An 18,447-nucleotide genomic window follows, 5' to 3' on the forward strand; every position below is an offset into this window, starting at 1 on the left:
CATTGGCACCAGGGCCCCTCCAGCGTGTTCCACAGAGAGGTGCAATGACAGCAGACGACTCGTTCGGCCGTCTCGATGACGACGACTACCCCGCCTACACCATGGGCCGGGCCGCAGACATGCTCGGCACCACCCAGGGCTTCCTCCGCGCGATTGGCGAAGCCCGCCTCATCACCCCGCTCCGCAGCCCCGGCGGACACCGCCGTTACTCCCGCTACCAGCTGCGCATCGCCGCCCGCGCCCGGGAACTCGTCGACAACGGGACCCCCATCGAGGCCGCCTGCCGCATCGTCATCCTCGAAGACCAGCTCGAAGAAGCCCAGCGCATCAACGCCGAACACCACCCCGCCGCCGACGCTCGTCGCGATCGAGGGCGGGCAGGGCACGATCAACGTGCCCAGCTGGTCCCCGGACGGGGCGGCGTGTCCTGTCCGACGCGGCCGGACTGCCCCTGATCGTCGGAGTCTCCGCCGCCAACACCCACGACAGCCAGGGACTGAAGCCGATGGTCGCCGGTCTCCAAACGAGACACGACCCGGAAAACGGCTGGCACTACAAGCCAGGCAAGCCGCACGCGGACAAGGCATACGACATCCCTGACCTGCGCAGATGGTTGAAGGGTAAGCGAATTGGCGTGCGCATCGCCCGCAAAGGCATCGAGTCCAGCGAGCGATTGGGACGCCGGAGGTGGGTGATCGAGCGGACCATGTCGTGGCTGACCGGCTACCGCAGACTCAACCACCGCTACGAACGCCACCCCCGCAACTACCTGGCTTCCTCGGACTCGCCGCCACCCTCTGCTGCTACAAACGACTCCTCAAACTCACCACGTAGGACACGGCCTTAGTTGCGGTACAGAACGTGCCGGTGAGATTGATCTTGGTCGGCTAGCACATGGGATGCGGCTGCCGCTGGGGTTCGTGGAAAGGTCTCCGGGCGACTGCTGCTGCTGGCTACGGTCCGCCTCGTGCCGGTGGGGTTTCTGATTGATGAGTTCTTCCCGCTGTTCATTTCTGTCTCACGGAGCCTGTGGTTCAGTCCCAGTGACGGGTGGGGCATGAGGCAGTTGGGCTGACGGGAGTGCGCCTTGGCCCCGGGAGGGATCAGGGTGGAGTTCGCCTTCGTACAGTCGGGGTTGCTGGGCTGGTACCTCGACAGTGAGGTGGTCTCGGCCGAAGAGGTGGCCGCGCTGCTGAAGCGGCGGGGACTGCTGGATGGCATGCCGGTATTCCTGGACGACGAGACGATGATGCCGCTGCCCGCTCTGTCCGAGTGGGGCCGGTACCTGTCCACGGGACTGCTCGACGAGACCACGCTGCGGGACTACGGGCCGATGGCGGCCCGGCTGGACGGCTATCTCGCCGGCTTGGGCAGCGATGTCCTGTCCGCGACGGAGGCCGACCTGGTCGCCTATCGCAACTGGCGGCGTCTGTGGCAGAGGAAGCCGGTCGCCGCCAGGACCTGGGGGAAGGAGGCATCCATCCTGGATGATCTCTACGGCTTCCTCGTCGCGCGCGGCTCGCTGCCGGCCCAGCTGGTGCGGCTGGCGGCCCGAGGCCGGAACGCCCTGGCTCCGGGCGTGCGGTCGAACATGGACATCCGGCACCTGGCCTTCGAGCAGTACCGGTACTTCCGCGACGTCGGCCTGGGCGGGCAGCTGCCGGACGAGCAGGTCAACCGGGGCTACCGGGGCTGGGCTCCGTTGCGCAACCGGGCCGGGTCGGACCTGGCCCTGGGTACGGGGGCGCGATGGCGCGAGTGGGCCACAGTGCTGCTGCCCGAGATGGGGCTGTGGCCCGGGATGCAGGGCGGCAGCTCGGAGTTCGAGGTGCAGGCGTGCGCGAAGTACGGCAAGACCCGCACCCTCTACGTCCCCGAAGACGCTGCCGCGTCCGCTGACCTGTTCTGCGTGCTCGAACCTCCGGACATCGTCCGCGCCGCCGCCGGGACCCTGGAGCGCAAGGCCCGCGACCTGTTCGTCGTCGCCGGTGTCGACGTCGCTGGCGGCGTGGTGCGCGGAACGCTGGATGGCGTCGACCGCGAGTTCCGTATGTCGGCCATGCCCGCCAAGCTGCGGCGGATCACTGTCTACGAGGGCGAGTTCGGCCTGGAGGCCCTCACCTTGTTCGTCTGCCGGGGCGGGCTGATGCCTGGGGCAGACGCCTGGAAGGGGTACCGGCACCGGGCCTGGGAGTGGATGACCGCCCTCGCCGACTCCACCACGCCGCACCTGCCCGCACGCAGGTGGAGATGGCACGACCTGAGGCACACTCACGCCCTGCAACTGCTGACCTACCTGGAGAACCTGATGGACGGCGAGGAGCCGGCCCCCAAGGCCCGCAGTCGCCGCCATCACACCTATCTGACCGGGCACATCCGCCACAACCCGCCGGCCCCAGCGCACCGACGGGCGCCTCACCAAAGAGAACCTCTACAAAGAAGCCCAGATCAGCCGCGCCACAATGAACCGCGCCTACGCCGTCCTCGCCGACTGGGACGCCCACATCGCCACTCACGGCAAGACCACCCCCGGCGAGTCCCAGCGCGACGCCACCATCGCCGACCTGAAGAAGCGGCTGGCCGCCAAGACCCAGGAATGCACCCTCCTGGAGAACAAGCTCAAGGCCGCTGCCACCGCGATCGCTGCCCTCCACCACGACAACGAAGCCCTCCGCCAGCAGCTCGCCAGGGACGTCTCAACCACCGTCATCCCGATCCGGCCCCGCCGGGGTCGTCAGCCCCGCTACTGAGGTTTGATGCGTCATGTCACTGGGTGCCTTGAACTGCGAAGAGGAGGGCCCGCCCCGCGGCATCATGCGAAGATCAGCAGTAATACCCCGCTGTCCCCAACCGTGACCAAGATCCTAAATCGCGGAAGAGCCCGTCATCCAGGCGCCCCCTCCCGACCGCCCTGGTAGCGTGCGCCGGCATGTCATCGGAACTGAAACGCCCCCCGCTCCAAGCGGACGAGCGCACCGCGCTCATCGGCTGGCTGGACCTGCAGCGGCAGATCCTGCGCTGGAAATGCGAAGGGCTGAGCGACGAGGACGCGCGCCGTCCGGTCATCCCGACCTCACCGGCCATGACGATGGCCGGTCTCATCTCCCATATGCGCTGGACCGAGCACATATGGCTGGAAGTGGTGTTCCTCGGCGGCGATAAGAAGCAGAACCCCGCATTCGACGAGTCAAGCAAGAACGCCGACTGGCACACCGACGGCCGCTCCCTCGCAGAGCTCCTCGCGGAGTACGAGGCCCAGTGCACCCGCGGCAACGAGATCGTTGCCGCGGCCGACATGGACGATGTCGGCCGCCACCCCGACTTCCGCGACGGCAGCGCCAACCTCCGCTGGATACTGCTCCATCTCGTCGAGGAGACGGGGCGACACGCGGGGCACTCGGACATCGTCCGGGAGCTACTCGACGGCACGAAGGGCTACTACTAGCGCAGCTCCGCGAAGCGGGCCCTTCCCTCAGGACCCAGGCCAACACGCCTCACGACCAATGCGGGAGAGCCCGTTACTGGTGATCTTCGCATGATGCCGCGCGGGGAACCCTCGTCTTCGCGATTCAAGACGTCGACCCAGCGACATCACGCATCAAATCTCAGTAGCCTGCAGATCCAGGCCCCGGCTTGCGTCGGCTGGATGTCTCATGAGACATACCGAGCGCGAAGAAGATGAGCAGGCCGAGGCGTACGGGACGTTCTCCCAGGTGCCCACACGCCCGGAGCTGGAGCGGTTCTTCTTCCTCGACGATGACGACCGTGACCTGATCGCGCTGCGGCGCACGGACGCGCACCGGCTGGGCATGGCGGTGCAGATCTGCACCGTCCGCTACATCGGCCGGTTCCTGGGCGACGATCCACTGGCGGTGCCGTGGGAGGTCGTGGAGTATCTGGCCGGACAGCTCGGCATCGAGGACGCGTCGCGCGTGAAGCGGTATTCCGAGCGACGCAGGACGCCGTACGGGCACGCGGAGGAGATCCAGGAGCGGTTCAAGTAACGCGACTTCACCGACCGGCGGTGGGGGCGGGAGTTCCGCAGCTTCCTGTACGGGCGGGCGTGGACGCACGCCGAGGGGCCGGTGGCGCTGTTCAACCACGCTGTGACGTGGCTGCGGAAGAACCGGGTGCTGCTGCCGGGTGTCTCGGTGGCGGTTGCGGCACTCGCGCCGGCCTTGGCCGAACTGTTGGTGGCGCCGGAGGGCAAGCAAGTCTCGGAGCTGGAGCGCCTGCGCACACCGCCGGTGAAGACGACGGGCACCGCCATGGTCCGCGCGATGGAGCGGGTGGAGGAGATCTCCGCGTTCGCGCTCGGGCGGGTGAACCTGTCCCGGGTGCCGGGTGAACCGGCTGTCCGCGCTGGCCCGGTACGGGCAGCTGAGCAAGGCGCAGACGATTCTGCGGGCGCCGGAGCCGCGGCGGACCGCGTTGCTGACGGCGGTGGTGCGGCAGCTGGAGACGCAGGCGGTCGACGACGCGCTCGACCTGTTCGCGGTGCTGATGGCAAACCGGCTGATCAGCCCGGCCCGCCGGGCGTCAGGTCGGGAACGCCTGGCGATGCTGCCGCAGCTGGAGAAGGCGGCCCGCATCCTGGCGAAGGCGTCGAAGATCCTCACCGAGGAGCTGGACCTGGTCGTCGAACACGACACAGACTTGGACGCCACCGCGCTGTGGGCGGCGGTCGAGGAAGCCGTGCCGCGTACGGCGGTGGCCGGCGCGGTGGCGACCGTCGAGGCCCTGGTGCCCGAGGACGACGGCTCGGCCGAGGCGGCGATGCGCGAGAAGCTGGCCCTGCGCAACAACACCGTGCGCCCGTTCCTGTCCCTGCTCGGCGAGTCGGACGCGCTGGGCGCCGCCCCAGCCGGACGGCGCATCCTCAAGGCGGTGCGTCGTTTGCCCGCGCTCTCCCGGCGCCGGGTCAAGGACCGGCCGCTGCTGCCCCGGGAGGTCGACGCCGAGCTGGTGCCCGCGATGTGGAAGCGAGCGGTGTTCTCCAACGCCAAGCTGCTCCAGGGGGCGGTCGATCGGGACGCGTACGTGGTGTGTGTACTGGAGCAGCTCCACCGCGCGCTGAACCGGCGCGACGTGTTCGCCGCCCCCTCGAACCAATGGGCGGATCCGCGCGCGAGGTTGCTGGACGGGCCCCGGTCCGCGGCGTGAGCGGCGCGACGCGCGTCAAAGTCTGCGCAGGCACCGCTACGGTGCTTCGCCCGTGGCGTTCGCCATGGGCCGTCGGACCCGTGGTGCGACCGAGCGGAGCCCTTGGTCTCGCCCCGTCAGACCCTTCTTCGGCGCGGAGGGCGGATCATGCCGTGTGGGCATAAGCCCGTCACTGCGCAGCCCGTTCGAATTCCTCCTGGCTGAGCGCGAGGTGAGGCAGGGGGGTGGGGGCCTCGCGGTTCGCGCGGAGGCCGTCGAGGATCAGGGTGAGGTAGCGCTGCCAGAGGCCGGGGGAGACGGCGCGGCTGTACTGCGTCGCCGTTCCGAGCATCATCTGGATGAGGGGAAAGTCCGTCACCTCGATGTCGTCGCGGAGTGAGCCGTGGCGCTGGGCGCGCTCGATGACGGCATTGATCGCGGGCGAGAGCCGGTCGCGGGCATCGGCGACCCGGTCCTTGCCGTGCGTGCCGATGAGCAGGACTTCTCTCAGGCCGCGGTCGTCGGCGAAGTCCTGGCCGGCCGTGGTGAAGCAGTGGACGAGCCCGTCCCAGGGGTCCTCGCGGGTCAGGGCCTCTTCCGCTACATCGATGATGCGCTGGATCTCTGTCTCGAAGATCGCTTCGACCAGCTCCTCGCGGTTGGCGAAGCGCCGGTAGACCGTGCCCACTCCCACGCCGGCGTAGTGGGCGATGTCGTCGAGGGTTACGTCGATCCCACGCTGCGCGAACACCTGCTGAGCTGCGGCAATGATCCGCTGACGGTTGCGTTCCGCGTCGGCGCGAAGAGGGCGGGCGGGGGTGCCGCCAGGAGGCGGTCCGGGGGCGGCTGTGTGGCTCATGATCCCACTATAGGCCCGCATGTGGAGATGGCTACTCCACTTAGGTGTTACGGTGGGCGTCGTAAATGGAGATGCATTCTCCGCTTCCGTCGTTCTTATGGAGATTGCTGTGACTGCCGTCACCAACGAAGTTCGCCCACCGGGGGCCGATCAGTCAGCGGCGCGGCATCATGGCCGTCGTTGGTTGATCCTCGCGGTCATCGCGATAGCCCAGCTGATGGTGGTGCTGGATGCCACGATCGTGAACATCGCCCTGCCCTCCGCGCAGGTTGACCTGGGCTTCTCGAACGACAACCGCCAGTGGGTCGTAACCGCCTACTCGCTGGCCTTCGGCAGCCTGCTGCTGATCGGCGGGCGTATCGCCGACCTGATCGGCCGCAAGACCACCCTGGTCGTCGGCCTCGTCGGGTTCGCCGTGGCCTCCGCCTTGGCCGGAGCCGCCACGAACTTCGAGGTCCTGGTCGCCGGGCGCGCCCTGCAGGGTGTCTTCGGCGCGCTGCTGGCCCCGACCGCGCTGGCCCTGCTGACCACGACGTTCACCGACGCCAAGGAGCGGGCGGCCGCATTCGGTATCTTCGGTGCGGTCGCGGGCGCGGGCGGCGGTATCGGCCTGCTGCTGGGCGGGGTGCTCACCGAGCACCTCGACTGGCGTTGGTGCCTCTACGTGAACCTGATCTTCGCCGCCGTCGCGCTGGTCGGCGCCCTGGTCCTCCTGCCCCGCCACCGCCGGGACAGGAGCGTCAAGATCGACGTCCCTGGCACGATCACCGTCACGGCCGGACTGTTCGCCCTGGTCTACGGATTCGCCAACGCCGAGCACGACGGCTGGAGTTCGGCCGGGACCTGGGGCTTCCTGGCCGCCGGTGTCCTCCTGATCGCGGTGTTCGTTGGGATCCAGACCCGCGTCGCCCACCCGCTGCTGCCTCTGCGGGTTCTGCTCGACCGCAACCGCGGCGCCGCTTCCATCGCGATGTTCATCTCCGCTGCCGGCATGTTCGGCGTCAACCTCTTCCTCACCTACTACCTGCAGCAGACCCTGCGCTACTCGCCGGTCGAGACCGGCCTGGCGTTCCTGCCCATGGTCGGCGCCGTGATGATCAGCGCCACGCTGTCCTCCAGCGTCCTCACCCCCCGCTTCGGACCGAAGCCGGTCGTCCCGCTCGGCATGGCCCTCTCCGCCGCCGGACTCATCTGGCTCACCGCCCTGGACGCCTCCTCCACCTACGCCGCCCACGTCCTGCCCCCGCTGCTCCTCTTCGGCCTCGGCATGGGCCTGATCATGGCGCCGGCCATGAGCGCCGCGACCGCCGGCATCGACCCGGCCGACGCCGGCGTCGGCTCCGCCAGCGTCAACACCATGCAGCAGATCGGCGGCTCCATCGGCACCGCCCTGCTCAGCTCCCTGGCCGCAGGCGCCGCCACCGACTTCCTCGCCGGCAAGCAGCCCACCCCCGACCTGATCGCCCAGTCCACGCTGGAGAGCTACTCCACCGCCTACGGATGGTCCGCGGCCCTCTTCGCCGCCGGAATGGTCATCTGCGGTCTGCTCTTCCGCCGCGGCGCACCGGTCCACGACCCCGACGCCGCCCCCACCGTCCACATGTGACGAACCCGCTACACCGCCGGTGACGGTGCCCGCGAAGGCCGAGGGCACCGTCACCACCCCCACAAGGACCGCACCCCCACACAAAGGAGTGACCCTGATGAACACGCCCCGCGCCCTGATCGTGGGCATGGGTATCGGAGGACTGGCCACAGCCATGCGGCTCCACGAGATCGGCTGGGAGCCCGTACTCGTCGAACGCGCACCCGGACGACGTGCCGCCGGATACTTCATCGGCTTGTTCGAAACCGGCCGCGCCACCGCCGAGCGGATGGGCGTCCTGGACGCCATCGGTAACCGGACCGACCCCGCCAGCGTCACCTACGACATCAACCGCGAAGGCCGCCGCCGGCCCGGCATGGGCTACGGCGACCTCCCCGGCGAGCCGCGCCTCATCCTGCGCGGGGACATCGAAGCCGCCCTCTACGACCAGGTCGCCTCGAAGACCGAGATCCGGTACGGCACCACACCCGTCGCCCTCGACGAGCACCCCGACGGCGTGGATGTCACCCTGGCCACTACCGTCGGCGAGGACACCACTGAGACCACCGAGCGCTTCGGCCTCGTCATCGGGGCCGACGGGCTGCGCTCCACCGTCCGACGCCTGGCCTTCGGACCGGACTCCGACTACCTGCGGCCCTTCCACCACATCATCGGCGCCACCGTCCTCAAGGAAGCCGTGCCCGGCTTCCGGCCCAACGACGGCCTGATCCTGGCCGAGCCGGGCCGCTCCGTCTGGGTCTTCCCCTTCACCGACCACCAGCCCGGCGTGCTCTTCAACTACCGGACCGACGACGAGGACGCCCAGTTCCGCCGCCCGCCCATCGAGTCCCTGCGCCGCGCCTTCGGGCCCGAGCCCACCGGGCCCGTTCTGGAGAACCTGCTGACGCAGTTCGAGCAGGCCGACGATGTCCTCTTCGACTCCACCCACCAGGTGGTGATGCCGACCTGGCACACCGACCGCGTCGTCCTCCTCGGCGACTCCGCCTGGTGCCTGACCCTCTACTCCGGCATGGGCGCTTCCAGCTCCCTGGCCGGCGCCGACTTCCTCGGAACCACCCTGCAGCGCAACCCCGACAACATCCCCCGGGCCCTGCGCGAGTACGACCAGAGGCTGCGGCCCTTCATCGCCACCCAGCAACACCTCGGCCGTAAGGAGGGACTGCCGATGTTCGTCCCCCAGACCCGCCGGGACATCACCGTACGCACCCTCATCCAGAAGCTGACCAGCAACCCGGCCGGCAAGCACGTCATGAAGACCGTCATAGCCGGCCAGTTCAAGAGCAAGTCCCTCGACATCGCAGCCCCCTGAGTTCGCCGGCGCCACTGCCGAAGCCCGCAGACCCCGGCACCTTGCCACGGACGACAGCACCAGTGCACCAACGACAGGAGATGTAATGACCTGGGCCCACGGTCCGGCGGCCTGGATCTGGTCGAGGGCCCAGTCACCGAGCCGCTGCCAGGGGCACCAGCGGCCCAGTAGGTACCCGACCATGAGGGCGCCCGCCAGCGCCAGCGCCAGGGTGCTCACCCGGCTGCCCAGTCGCACCCGAGCGCCGCGAACGCGCCCAGCTTGTCCGCACCCAGCTTGGTGCGCCGGCTCTTGTGGTTGGCCAGGAAGACACCGGCCTTGACCTGGTGCTCCGTCCCGTCGATCACGACGGTTTCGGTGTGCTGGCGGGGGATTTTGAGGTGGCCTTCCCGCGCCGCGTACTGGGTGAGTGCGGTGATGCCGCGCTCGAACGGACCGGTCGCGGGCGTCGCGTCGGCGGCCGGGGCGGACGCGGGCAGGGGCTTGAGTCCGAGAGCTTCGAGGCGTTCGCGCTGTTCGGGCAGCAGGGTGGCCCAGACGGCGGGGTCCTGCTGGCGGGTGGTCCAGGTGCCGACGTCGACTCCGTTCACGGTGACGCCGGGCGTCACCTCGGTCGGGCCCTGTTCCTCGCCCAGCAGGGTGCGTGCGGCGGCATAGTGGCGCTGCCAGTCGATAGGCCACTTCGGACGCCAGTCCGCGTCGATCGCTTCCAGTGCTGCGCGCCGGTCCTCGGTCTGGTCCGTGTCGCTGCCGAGGCCGCCGGGCTTGCGGAGGTTGGCGAGCCACTGGCCGACCGCTACTCCGTCGATCACCGCGTTCTTCGGGGCGGCGAGGCTGCCGTGGGCGGCGTGGTAGGTGCGGGCGGCGCTGAGCTTCTTCCAGAATCCGGCGTCGGCGACCGACCAGATCATGCCCAGCTCGTTCAGGAGGTCGGCCCGCCACGGCTTGAGGGTCCCGGCTTTGAAGGCGCGGCGCTGTTCGCTGATCCAGCCGCCCAGCCCGTAGAGGTCCGCGTCGTCGCCCACCGGCACGGTGGTGTCGCTGGGGACGGCCGCGTGGCCGTGCTCGCGGACCCAGGTGCGCAGCACGGTGTATCCGGTGAGCCAGACCTCGGAGTCGGGCCGCAGGACGCGGGTGCGCAGGAACAGGGCGATGGTCGCGGGATCGCGGGGGGCGGAGAAACGCAGCAGCGGGGTGTTCGTGCCCGCGATGCCCGGCGCCGCAGCGGCCCCACCCTCGTCCTCGTTCTTGTCGTCCTGGTCCTGGTCTTCCTCTTTCTCGCTGTCCGCGCTGGCGTCGTCGGGTGCGTCCGCGTCCTGGTCGCCGTCGAGGTCGGCCGCCGCGTCGGAGGCGTTCTCCCCGTTCTCGCCCTGGTCCTGGTCGCCGTCGCGGCCGGCTGTTTCCTGCGGGTCGAGCGCGAGGACGGAGGTGATCTGTCCGCGCGCGGTCGTGGTCGGCAGCGCCATGCGCTCGATGACCCGGTCGTCATGGGCACGCAGGCCCTGGAGGACCGCGACCAGGCCGCGATAGCTGGGGGAGGCCATCATGTCGCCGGGGTCCTCGCCCGGCTCCAGGAACACCGGCACCAGGATTCGGGAGATCTTGCCCTCGCCGGGTTCCTGGCGCAGGGCGCGCCCGATGATCTGCACGATCTCCACCGGCGAGCTGCGGGTGTCCGCGAACACGACCGCGCCGACTCCGCGCTTGCCCCGGATGTCGACGCCCTCGCCCAGGACGCGACAGGAGGAGAGGAACGACAGCTCGCACACCCACCCCTCCGCGTCCAGTCCGTCGGCGTAGCGGGCGAGGACGTCGCGGCGGTGGGGGGCGGGGTGCTCGCCCGACAGCCAGTCCGCGCCGATCCGCGCGGGGTAGGCGGCCGGGTCTGCGGCATGGAGGCGGGCGGCAGTCTCCGGCAGGGCGCGGGCAAAAGCCATGGCGTCCAGCGTCCTGCTGTGGAACGTCATGTACGAGCGGGTGCCCGACTCGTCCGCGTGCTTGAGGAGCGCGGCCTGGAGCGCGGCCAGGCGCCGGCCCCGCCGCTCCTCCAGCGACATCTCCTCGGTGAGCGGCGAGGGGTCGCGGATCTCCAGCACGTCGATCTCGAACCGGGCCAGGACGCCGCGCTCGACACTTTCCATCAGCCCGAACTCGAACAGAACCGGCCCGTACAGCTCGGTGTCGTCCATCGAGGCCACGAGTTTTCCGCCGAGCGCCTCGCCGCCGCCGGGCGGGAGCGCCCCGGTCTCCTCGTCCGCGACGGCCTCGCGCGGTGCACCCGGCCCCGCCTCCCACAGCCTGGGCGTCGCGGTCATGTACAGCCTGCGCTCCGCCGGAATCCGCCTCTGGTCGTGGATGCACGCCCACGCCTTCGCCGTGTCCCCGGAAGTGCGGTGCGCCTCGTCGACGACCACGAGGTCGAAGGGGGCCATGCGCTGGCCGTAGGAGCCGCGCAACGCGCGCTCCAGCACGCCCGGCGCGGCGGCGTCCGGGGTGTCGCCCTGGTCGTCGGCCAAGCCCTGCGAGGCAAGGGAGGCGTACGTCGCGAAGACCAGCATCGGCCCGCCGCTCGCCCAGAGCGCCAGCTGCGTCGGGTTGGTCGTGCACCGCACCCCGAGGGCTTCGAGCAGCGGGTCGGCTCCCAGGCTGCACACCGCGACGGCCGGGCCGGTGTGCCCGGCCTGGCGCCACGCCTCGATCGTCTGGGTCAGCAGGTCCAGCGTCGGGACAAGAACGCCGATCACGCCGCGCGGAACCATGCGCAGCGCGGCCACGGCAGCGGTGATCGTTTTCCCGGATCCGGTGGACATGTGGACCTGGCCGCGCAGACCCCCGGCAGGCAGCGCCCCGCCGTGGAGGAAGAGGCCCTGGATGATCGCGTCCACGGCCTCGGCCTGATGCGGCCGAAGGGTGGTCCCCTGCGGATTCGTCTCCTGCATATCCTCTGCTTCCTCGCGGTCTCCACACAGCCATCCGTACAACCGATGCACAATCTATCACCAATGTACGTGCAAATGCGGTACAGTTCTCGTATGAGTGAAGGAATCAGTGTGGAAGCCCTGCTCGAAGAGGCCCGGCTGAACGCCGCGATCCCGCCGCCGCAGGAGCGCCGCAGACTGCGCGAGGCCGCCGGCCTGACCCGCGCCCAGGTCGCCACCGCGGTCGGGGTCCAGCGCGGCACCGTCGCGAACTGGGAGACCGGCGCCACCGACCCCGTCCCGCCCGCCCGCCTGCCCTACCTGCGCTTGCTGAAGGGCCTCGCCGAGATCTACCCGCGGCCCGCCGAGTTCGCGGACCCGGTCGCGGCGCTGTTCGCTGACGAACTCGCCCCCGTGCAGACCGCCCCTGCCACGGCGGCGCCCGCTCCGGTACCGGCGGCATTCAGCGGCCTGGAGACGCTGCGGGGTGCCGACGGCCTCGCGGTCGAGGGCGATCCGGGCCCCTGTGTCCGCTGCGGTGTCGAGACGGCCTACCAGTCCACCGACGGCCGCCCGCTCCACGCCGGGGCCCTGTGCCAGCCCGCCACCACCCCGACGGCGAACACCGGCCCTGTTCCGGTCGCGGCTTCCCCGGCCCCGGCAGCCTCTCCGGCCCCAGCCCCGGCGCCGGGGCCGACCCGGCCGCAGCGTCGCGCCCGGTCGGCCGCCCGCGCCCAGGCCGAGACCTCCGAGCTCATCACCCGCGCCGTCCAGGAGGAAGCCGAGCGCGCGGGGGGCGACATGGACGCCGCCCTCGCGTCCCTGCTCAAGCGGGCGATCCCCGACGTCATGACCCTGTTCCACGAGACCCGGGCCACCGCCCGCTACGAGTACACCGCCTACCCGGTGCTGCCCGACGTGCTGAAGAAGCCCTCGAAGAAGGAGCCGGACCTGATCTGGGAGGCGCGCCCCTCCTTCCAGAACCCGGCCTATTCGGCCCGGGTCCCGGGCGATGTCCGGGTGACCGCCCTCGACGTCAACGCCGCCTACCTGTCCGCCATGAAGGTCTGGCTCCCGATCGGGAAACTGGAGCACACCACCGGCGCCGACGGCGTCGGCCCCAAGCGGAGCGGCGTCCACCTGATCACGCCCGCCGAATGGCTCCACCCCCACCTGCCCGACCCGATCGGGGACCGCGACGAGCCCGGCGCGCTGTGGGTCACCGACGCCACTCTGCGGCTCCTGCTGCGCGTCTCCGGCCCGAAGTGGGGCTTGACCGAGGCTCCGGTCATCCACGAGTCCTGGACGTCCGGCGCGACAGAGAACTTCCTGGATGCCCTGCGCAAGCTCCTGTCCGCCGCCCGCGAGGAGGCCATCGCGAACGGGGACACGCTGACGCTGGAGTACGTCAAGGCCATGTACAGCAAGTTCATCTCGACCATGGGGGAGTCGATCCACAACCGCGAGATGATCCGTCCCGACTGGATGCACAACATCCACAGCCAGGCATACGCCCTCCAGTGCGGCCGCGCCTACAAGGCCCACCATGCCGGGCTGGAGATCTGCATGATGAAGCACACCGACGAACTCCACGTCATCGGTGACTGGCGCCAGACCTTCTCCGAGGGGCGCGGCGTGGCCCAGATGAAGATCAAGCACGGTGAGGGCAAGACCTCCGGTGAGTACACCGTCGGGCGGGTGAACGGCTGATGGCCGGACGCTGGATGGACTTCGGCCAATACGGCGCCGACGGCGCACCGGGAGCCGAAGCGCTCGGCATCGCGATCGAGCACATGGTCACCGGTATCGCCTCGCCCGTCGACAGCGAGCGCGGCCTCGCCGCCCGCCTGCGCTACCTCACCAAGACCGACGCCGGATATGAGGCGATGTACCGCGCCGGCATCCACGTCTCCCCGCGCACGCTGATGGCCTGGCTCGCCGAAGAACGCACCCCGAACAAGGCGAACCGCGCCCGCCTGGACGCCGCCTACTGGGAACTGCGCCGCCGCAACGTCGCCGCCGAACTCAAGCACCGGCTGAACAACGGGGGCCGGGGGACCCGGGTGGAGGTCAACCCGGTCAACCAGGTCGGCGTCGACCGCAAGCACCGGCGGGACCTGTCCAGCCGCAGCGTCAACGTCCGGGGCGTCTGGGACCGGGCGGTCGACGCCTGGATGAACGACGACCTGGAGGAACTGGACGCGGTTTGGGACGAGATCCTCGACGACCTCGGCAGCGACTTCGACGCCTACAGCTACGTCTCGTCGATCGGCTGGGCCGCCTGAACTGACCTGACACGCCTCGCCCCCGGCACTGGAGTGACACCGTTGGCGAATTCGGGGACGAACGTGACGTCGGGCTTCATGACCCCGTTGTGGTCGTGAAGGCCGACGTTGTGTTTGGGGAGGGTGTCGGTGTCGTTGCACGCGAGGAAGATCGACGGAGTTCCTGGGGAGACGGCTCGGGTGGCACGGGCTGCGTTCCCGAAGGGCAGTCTGGCGATGCGAGTTCGTGACGAGTTGGGTGAGTTGTTCTCGGACGCGGACTTCGCCGGGCTATATCCAAGGAGGGGGAAGCCTGCGTGGTCGCCGGGCAGGCTGGCGCTGGTGTCGGTCATGCAGTTCGCCGAGGGTCTGTCGGACCGGCAGGCTGCGGACGCGGTGCGCGGACGGCTGGACTGGAAGTACCTGCTGGGGCTGGAGCTGGCCGATCCGGGGTTCGACCACTCGGTACTTACCGAGTTCCGGGATCGGCTGATTACGGGAGATGCCGGGGTCGACCTCCTGGACCGAGTTCTTGAGGCCGCCGTGGAGCACGGCTTACTCAAGGCCGGTGGCCGTGCGCGCACGGACTCTACGATCGTGCTGTCCGCCGCGCGGCAGATCAATGGACTGGTTCGGCTCGGCGAGACCCTTGCGGGCCGCGTTGAACAGCGTGGCCGCCCATGAGCCGGAGTGGTTGGCCGACTGGGTGCCGCCTGACTGGTTCGACCGGTACGCAATCCGGTTCGAGGACATCCGGCTACCCAAGGGGAAGACGAAGCAGACCGAGCAGATCGGTGCCGACGGGTTGAACCTGCTTATGGCCTTGAACGGACCGGACGCCCCGCCGTCTCTTCTTCTGCTCGACCGGGTGCGGACCTTGCGCCAGATGTGGATCCAGCAGTACTTCGTCGATGACGGGCAGGTCCGGCGTCGCGACCTCAAGGACCGCCCACCAGGCGCGGAGCGGTTGGTGACGCCCTACGACACCGACGCGCGGGGCAGCGTGAAGCGCGGCACCTTCTGGGACGGCTACAAGGTCCACCTCACCGAAACCTGCGAGCCGGACAGCCCGAACCTGATCACGCACGTTGCTACGACCGACTCCACCGTGCAGGACGTGCGGCTGGTCGTCCCGATCCACGCTCACCTCGCCGAGCGCGATCTCTTGCCCGACCTCCACCTGGTCGACGCGGGCTATGCCACAGCCCGGGAAGTGGTCGCCGCTCGCCGAAATCACAAGGTCGACCTGGTGGGCCCGATCCTCGCTTCCACCAGTTGGCAGGCCAAGAACGGCGGATTCTCCCAGGCCGACTTCGCCGTCGATTGGGAGAGCCGGCAGGTGACCTGCCCCAACGGCATCACCACCACCAGTTGGCGGGAAGACCGCTCTCAGAAGGGGGCGGCCGTGGTCCGGGCACGGTTTCCGACGGCTGCCTGCCGTCCCTGCAAGACCCGAGAGCAGTGCACCCGTTCCAACAACAAATCGGACATGGGTCGTCGGATCACCCTTCGCCCGCAAGCAGAGTATGAGGCGATTCAGCAGGCACGGGTCCAGGAAGACACCCAGAGGTGGAAGGAGCAGTACGCACGCAGAGCCGGCGTCGAAGGCACGATCTCTCAGGGCATTCGATGCTTCGGCCTGCGAAGATGCCGCTACCACGGCCTCGCCAAGGCCCGTCTGCAGCACCAGCTCACCGCGACAGCGATGAACTTCCAACGGCTCAACGCCTGGTGGTCCGAAACACCCCGAGCGGGCACGCGAACGTCTCACCTAGCAGCCCTCCGGCCAGCTGGGTAGTGCGTCGGCTGCCCGCAGACAAGAGCACAGTGGAATCGGAAGGATTACGGTTCCTGAGCTTCGGTCCAGCGCCGGCCAGGAATCAGGCAAGCCCGTCGAGGAAGTCCGAGAGCAAGGTGCACAGAGTCCCAGGTTGCTCCAAGTGCAGGTCATGACCGGTTCTGGGAATGCTGGCGGCCACAGTGACGGGTCCTCGACGGAGCATGCCGTCAGCTTCCGGCGGCGGGACGAAACTCGACTGAGCCAGAACCACCAAGGTCGGACACCTCACCTGCTCCCACTCGTCCCAGAATGGGCGCTGGCTATTTTCTGCCAGCGAGCGGACCATCACGTCGCGATCGAAACGCGGCCACCAGCCACCATCGCGTTCTTCCAGACCGGCCGCCCAACCTGCACCGACCGATCCGCCGCCGAAGAACTGGGCCGCAGCCTCGCGAGTAGTGAACGGCACCGGCCACGAATCGAGCCAAACGCCAATTTCAGTGGAAGTATCCGGGTTCCCAGAGCCTGGGCCGGCCTCAATGAGAACGAGTGCGCGGACTCGGTCAGGATGTGCGGCTGCGGTGAGCATGGCGGTGTGTCCGCCCAGAGATTGACCGACCAGCACCGGGCGTCGCAACCCCATCTGATCGATAACAGCGATCACATCAGCAACGTATGCAGCACGGGAGACGTCCTGCGCGTGGCGTTCGCTGGCTCCATGCCCGCGTTGGTCGACCGCAACGACCCGATGCCCTGGACTCAGATGCCGGGCTGCTGCATCCCACTCCCCCGAGTGGCCGGCCAGACCGTGTAGCAGCACGATGGGCGTGCCCGGTCCGCCCCAGTCTCGGCAGACAAGTCGCACACCGTCTCGCGTCACTATGCGCTCAGACCATGCCATATGGATCTCCATAGATCGATACCGAACTCGATCATGCCGCAAGAACCCCAGGTATCCGATCCCTTGAGTGGGACGATCTGTCCACATGCGGCGCGGGCTGGTGCCCACCCGTACGCAGTGGGCCGAATTCGCCAACGGTGTCCTGGAGTTGCCGGGGACGAGGCGTTTCGCATGTTAGCCCGCGCGGTGGCGGGCGGCGCGCCGTGTCCTGTCCCAGATAACTGTGGGCAGGGTGATGCTCTGACCTGCGGTGCCTACGGTTGTGCGGGACAGGCTGACGGTTGGTGTCCCGCTCAACCGTAGGCAGCGCGGTCGTTCACCCGCGGAGCCAGGCCAGCAGGCGCCGTGGAGTCGGTTGCGAGGTGCTGGCTGCCATGGGTCGGGGTGTCGGCTCGACCCTCCTGGCTTGTTGGGCGAGTCGGTACTCGTCGGCTTCACGGATGAGTTCTTGAGAGGGGATCTGGTGCAACTCGAAGTGCATGCCGCTCGCTCCTACTGCTGGAGCTCCATGACGTCGGCGACCACACAGCTGACGTTGTCGGGGCTGCCGCAGCCATTGGCGAGGGCGATGAGTTCGTGGACGGCCTGCTCGGGCTCGCTGATCTCGGAGAGCACCCGCCGGATTTCTTCGGTCTGCACCACGGCCGACAGGCCGTCGGAGCAGAGCAGGTATCGGTCTCCCAGCTGAGCGTCGTGAAGGCGCATGTCGTGGGTGGCATCGGTTCCCTGGCCCAGGGCTCGTATCAGCAGCGCCCGCTGGGGGTGGGAGACGGCTTCCTCCGGGGTGAGACGTCCTTCGTCGACCATCGACTGCACCATGGTGTGATCGTGGGTGATCTGGAACAGCTCTCCGTCGCGCACGAGGTAGACGCGGGAGTCGCCGATGTGGACGAGGGCCAGCTGTGAGCCGGTCCAGAGCATCGCGGTGAGTGTGGTGCCGGCCTCTTCGGGGGATGAGCTGGATCCAGCGACACCGTTGACGGCTTGTTTGGCCTGCTCGATGGCGTCTTCGAGGACGTTGAGGAGATTGCCCGCCGGGATGCTGTCGGTTTCGAGGCGCTTGAGCGCCTCGACGGCGGCCGCGCTCGCTGGGGCTCCTGCGCTGCCGAAGCCGTCGGCGACGGCGAGCAGGCGGGACCCTGCATAGGCGGTGTCCTGGTTGCTCTCGCGGACAAGGCCCGTGTCGGAAAGAGCGGCGTAACGGATTCCCAGGGGCTTGGTGGTCGGAGACATAGCGGGGTCCTTCCAGGACAGATGGCCGATGAGGAAGGAAGCGAGGTCTCGCCGCGCGGCGGTGTCGGCCTCGACCTGGGCCCAAAACGCGCGGACCTCCCGGGCTGCCGGGCCTGCCTCCAGCGTGCAGACGTGCTGGATGCGGGCCAGGGGCATCCCCAGGCGCCGGAGCCAGGCGACCAGCCGGGCCTGGTCCAGCTGTTCCGGGGAGTAGAGACGGTAGCCGGTCACCGGGTCGACGCGAGCGGGGGTCAGCAGTCCGAGCTCGTCGTAGAGACGCAGCGCCTTCGGTGACAGCCGGGACGCCTTCGCGAACGTCCCGATGGTCAGCAACCCCATGCCCGCTCTCCTCCTCATGCCGAGCACATCGCCCGGCCCCACCGATGCTGTGGCTTCTCCCAAGGTGAAGGTCAACTATCGGGGAGCTGACTGCCT

10 protein-coding genes and 4 pseudogenes are annotated in these 18,447 nt (G+C 69.0%); 10 read left to right on the top strand and 4 right to left on the bottom strand.

Going from position 1 to position 18,447, the window contains the following annotated elements; genetic code table 11:
* Window positions 1-44: 44 nt before the first annotated feature.
* The 5 genes and pseudogenes from OG627_RS35225 to OG627_RS35640 form a co-directional block, all read left to right on the top strand.
* Window positions 45-356: pseudogene (locus tag OG627_RS35225) on the top strand (helix-turn-helix domain-containing protein); the annotation flags it as partial.
* Between the two features lie 68 nt (window positions 357-424).
* Window positions 425-834: pseudogene (locus OG627_RS35230) on the top strand (transposase); the annotation flags it as partial.
* 274 nt (window positions 835-1,108) lie between these two features.
* The gene (locus OG627_RS35235) at window positions 1,109-2,782 is read left to right on the top strand and encodes a hypothetical protein (RefSeq protein WP_329072191.1); all 1,674 of its coding nucleotides are present in this window, start codon (window positions 1,109-1,111) and stop codon (window positions 2,780-2,782) included.
* A 147-nt stretch (window positions 2,783-2,929) separates the two neighbouring features.
* Window positions 2,930-3,445 (top strand): DinB family protein, encoded by a 516-nt coding sequence (locus OG627_RS35240; protein ID WP_329072194.1) that lies wholly within the window; start codon window positions 2,930-2,932, stop codon window positions 3,443-3,445.
* A gap of 208 nt (window positions 3,446-3,653) precedes the next feature.
* A pseudogene (locus tag OG627_RS35640) lies at window positions 3,654-5,148 on the top strand (DUF4158 domain-containing protein); the annotation flags it as partial.
* 184 nt (window positions 5,149-5,332) lie between these two features.
* Here OG627_RS35640 and OG627_RS35255 read toward each other — a convergent pair.
* Window positions 5,333-6,001, bottom strand: a complete 669-nt coding sequence (locus tag OG627_RS35255; RefSeq protein WP_329072198.1) for a TetR/AcrR family transcriptional regulator — start codon at window positions 5,999-6,001, stop codon at window positions 5,333-5,335.
* 97 nt (window positions 6,002-6,098) lie between these two features.
* On the opposite strand from OG627_RS35255, the gene OG627_RS35260 reads away from it, so the two are divergent.
* Together OG627_RS35260 and OG627_RS35265 are read left to right on the top strand one after the other, a co-directional pair.
* A complete protein-coding gene (locus OG627_RS35260; RefSeq protein WP_329072200.1) occupies window positions 6,099-7,607 on the top strand; it encodes an MFS transporter in 1,509 nt (502 codons plus the stop codon).
* Between the two features lie 97 nt (window positions 7,608-7,704).
* Complete coding sequence (locus OG627_RS35265; protein WP_329072202.1) at window positions 7,705-8,916, top strand: FAD-dependent monooxygenase; 1,212 nt, start codon at window positions 7,705-7,707, stop codon at window positions 8,914-8,916.
* 215 nt (window positions 8,917-9,131) lie between these two features.
* Here OG627_RS35265 and OG627_RS35270 read toward each other — a convergent pair whose 3' ends face one another.
* Window positions 9,132-11,855 carry a DEAD/DEAH box helicase gene (locus OG627_RS35270; RefSeq protein ID WP_329072204.1) on the bottom strand — a complete coding sequence of 908 codons (2,724 nt, stop codon included), beginning with the start codon at window positions 11,853-11,855 and terminating at the stop codon, window positions 9,132-9,134.
* A 93-nt stretch (window positions 11,856-11,948) separates the two neighbouring features.
* Here OG627_RS35270 and OG627_RS35275 point away from each other — a divergent pair, with 93 nt between their 5' ends.
* The 3 genes and pseudogenes from OG627_RS35275 to OG627_RS35285 all read left to right on the top strand — a co-directional run bounded on the left by OG627_RS35275 (window position 11,949) and on the right by OG627_RS35285 (window position 15,896).
* A complete protein-coding gene (locus OG627_RS35275) occupies window positions 11,949-13,544 on the top strand; it encodes a helix-turn-helix domain-containing protein (RefSeq protein WP_329072206.1) in 1,596 nt (531 codons plus the stop codon).
* Window positions 13,544-14,119, top strand: coding sequence for a transcriptional regulator (locus OG627_RS35280; protein ID WP_329072208.1), 576 nt, complete (start codon window positions 13,544-13,546; stop codon window positions 14,117-14,119). The genes OG627_RS35275 and OG627_RS35280 overlap by 1 nt, the downstream gene beginning before the upstream one ends.
* Window positions 14,120-14,248: 129 nt before the next feature.
* A pseudogene (locus OG627_RS35285) lies at window positions 14,249-15,896 on the top strand (IS1182 family transposase).
* Between the two features lie 82 nt (window positions 15,897-15,978).
* On the opposite strand, the gene OG627_RS35290 reads toward OG627_RS35285, so the two are convergent.
* Window positions 15,979-16,779 (bottom strand): alpha/beta fold hydrolase, encoded by an 801-nt coding sequence (locus OG627_RS35290; protein ID WP_329073204.1) that lies wholly within the window; start codon window positions 16,777-16,779, stop codon window positions 15,979-15,981.
* A gap of 492 nt (window positions 16,780-17,271) precedes the next feature.
* Complete coding sequence (locus OG627_RS35295; RefSeq protein ID WP_329072210.1) at window positions 17,272-18,351, bottom strand: protein phosphatase 2C domain-containing protein; 1,080 nt, start codon at window positions 18,349-18,351, stop codon at window positions 17,272-17,274.
* Window positions 18,352-18,447: the final 96 nt, after the last annotated feature.

Source organism: Streptomyces sp. NBC_01429 (assembly GCF_036231945.1).
Classification (GTDB): Bacteria; Actinomycetota; Actinomycetes; order Streptomycetales; family Streptomycetaceae; genus Streptomyces.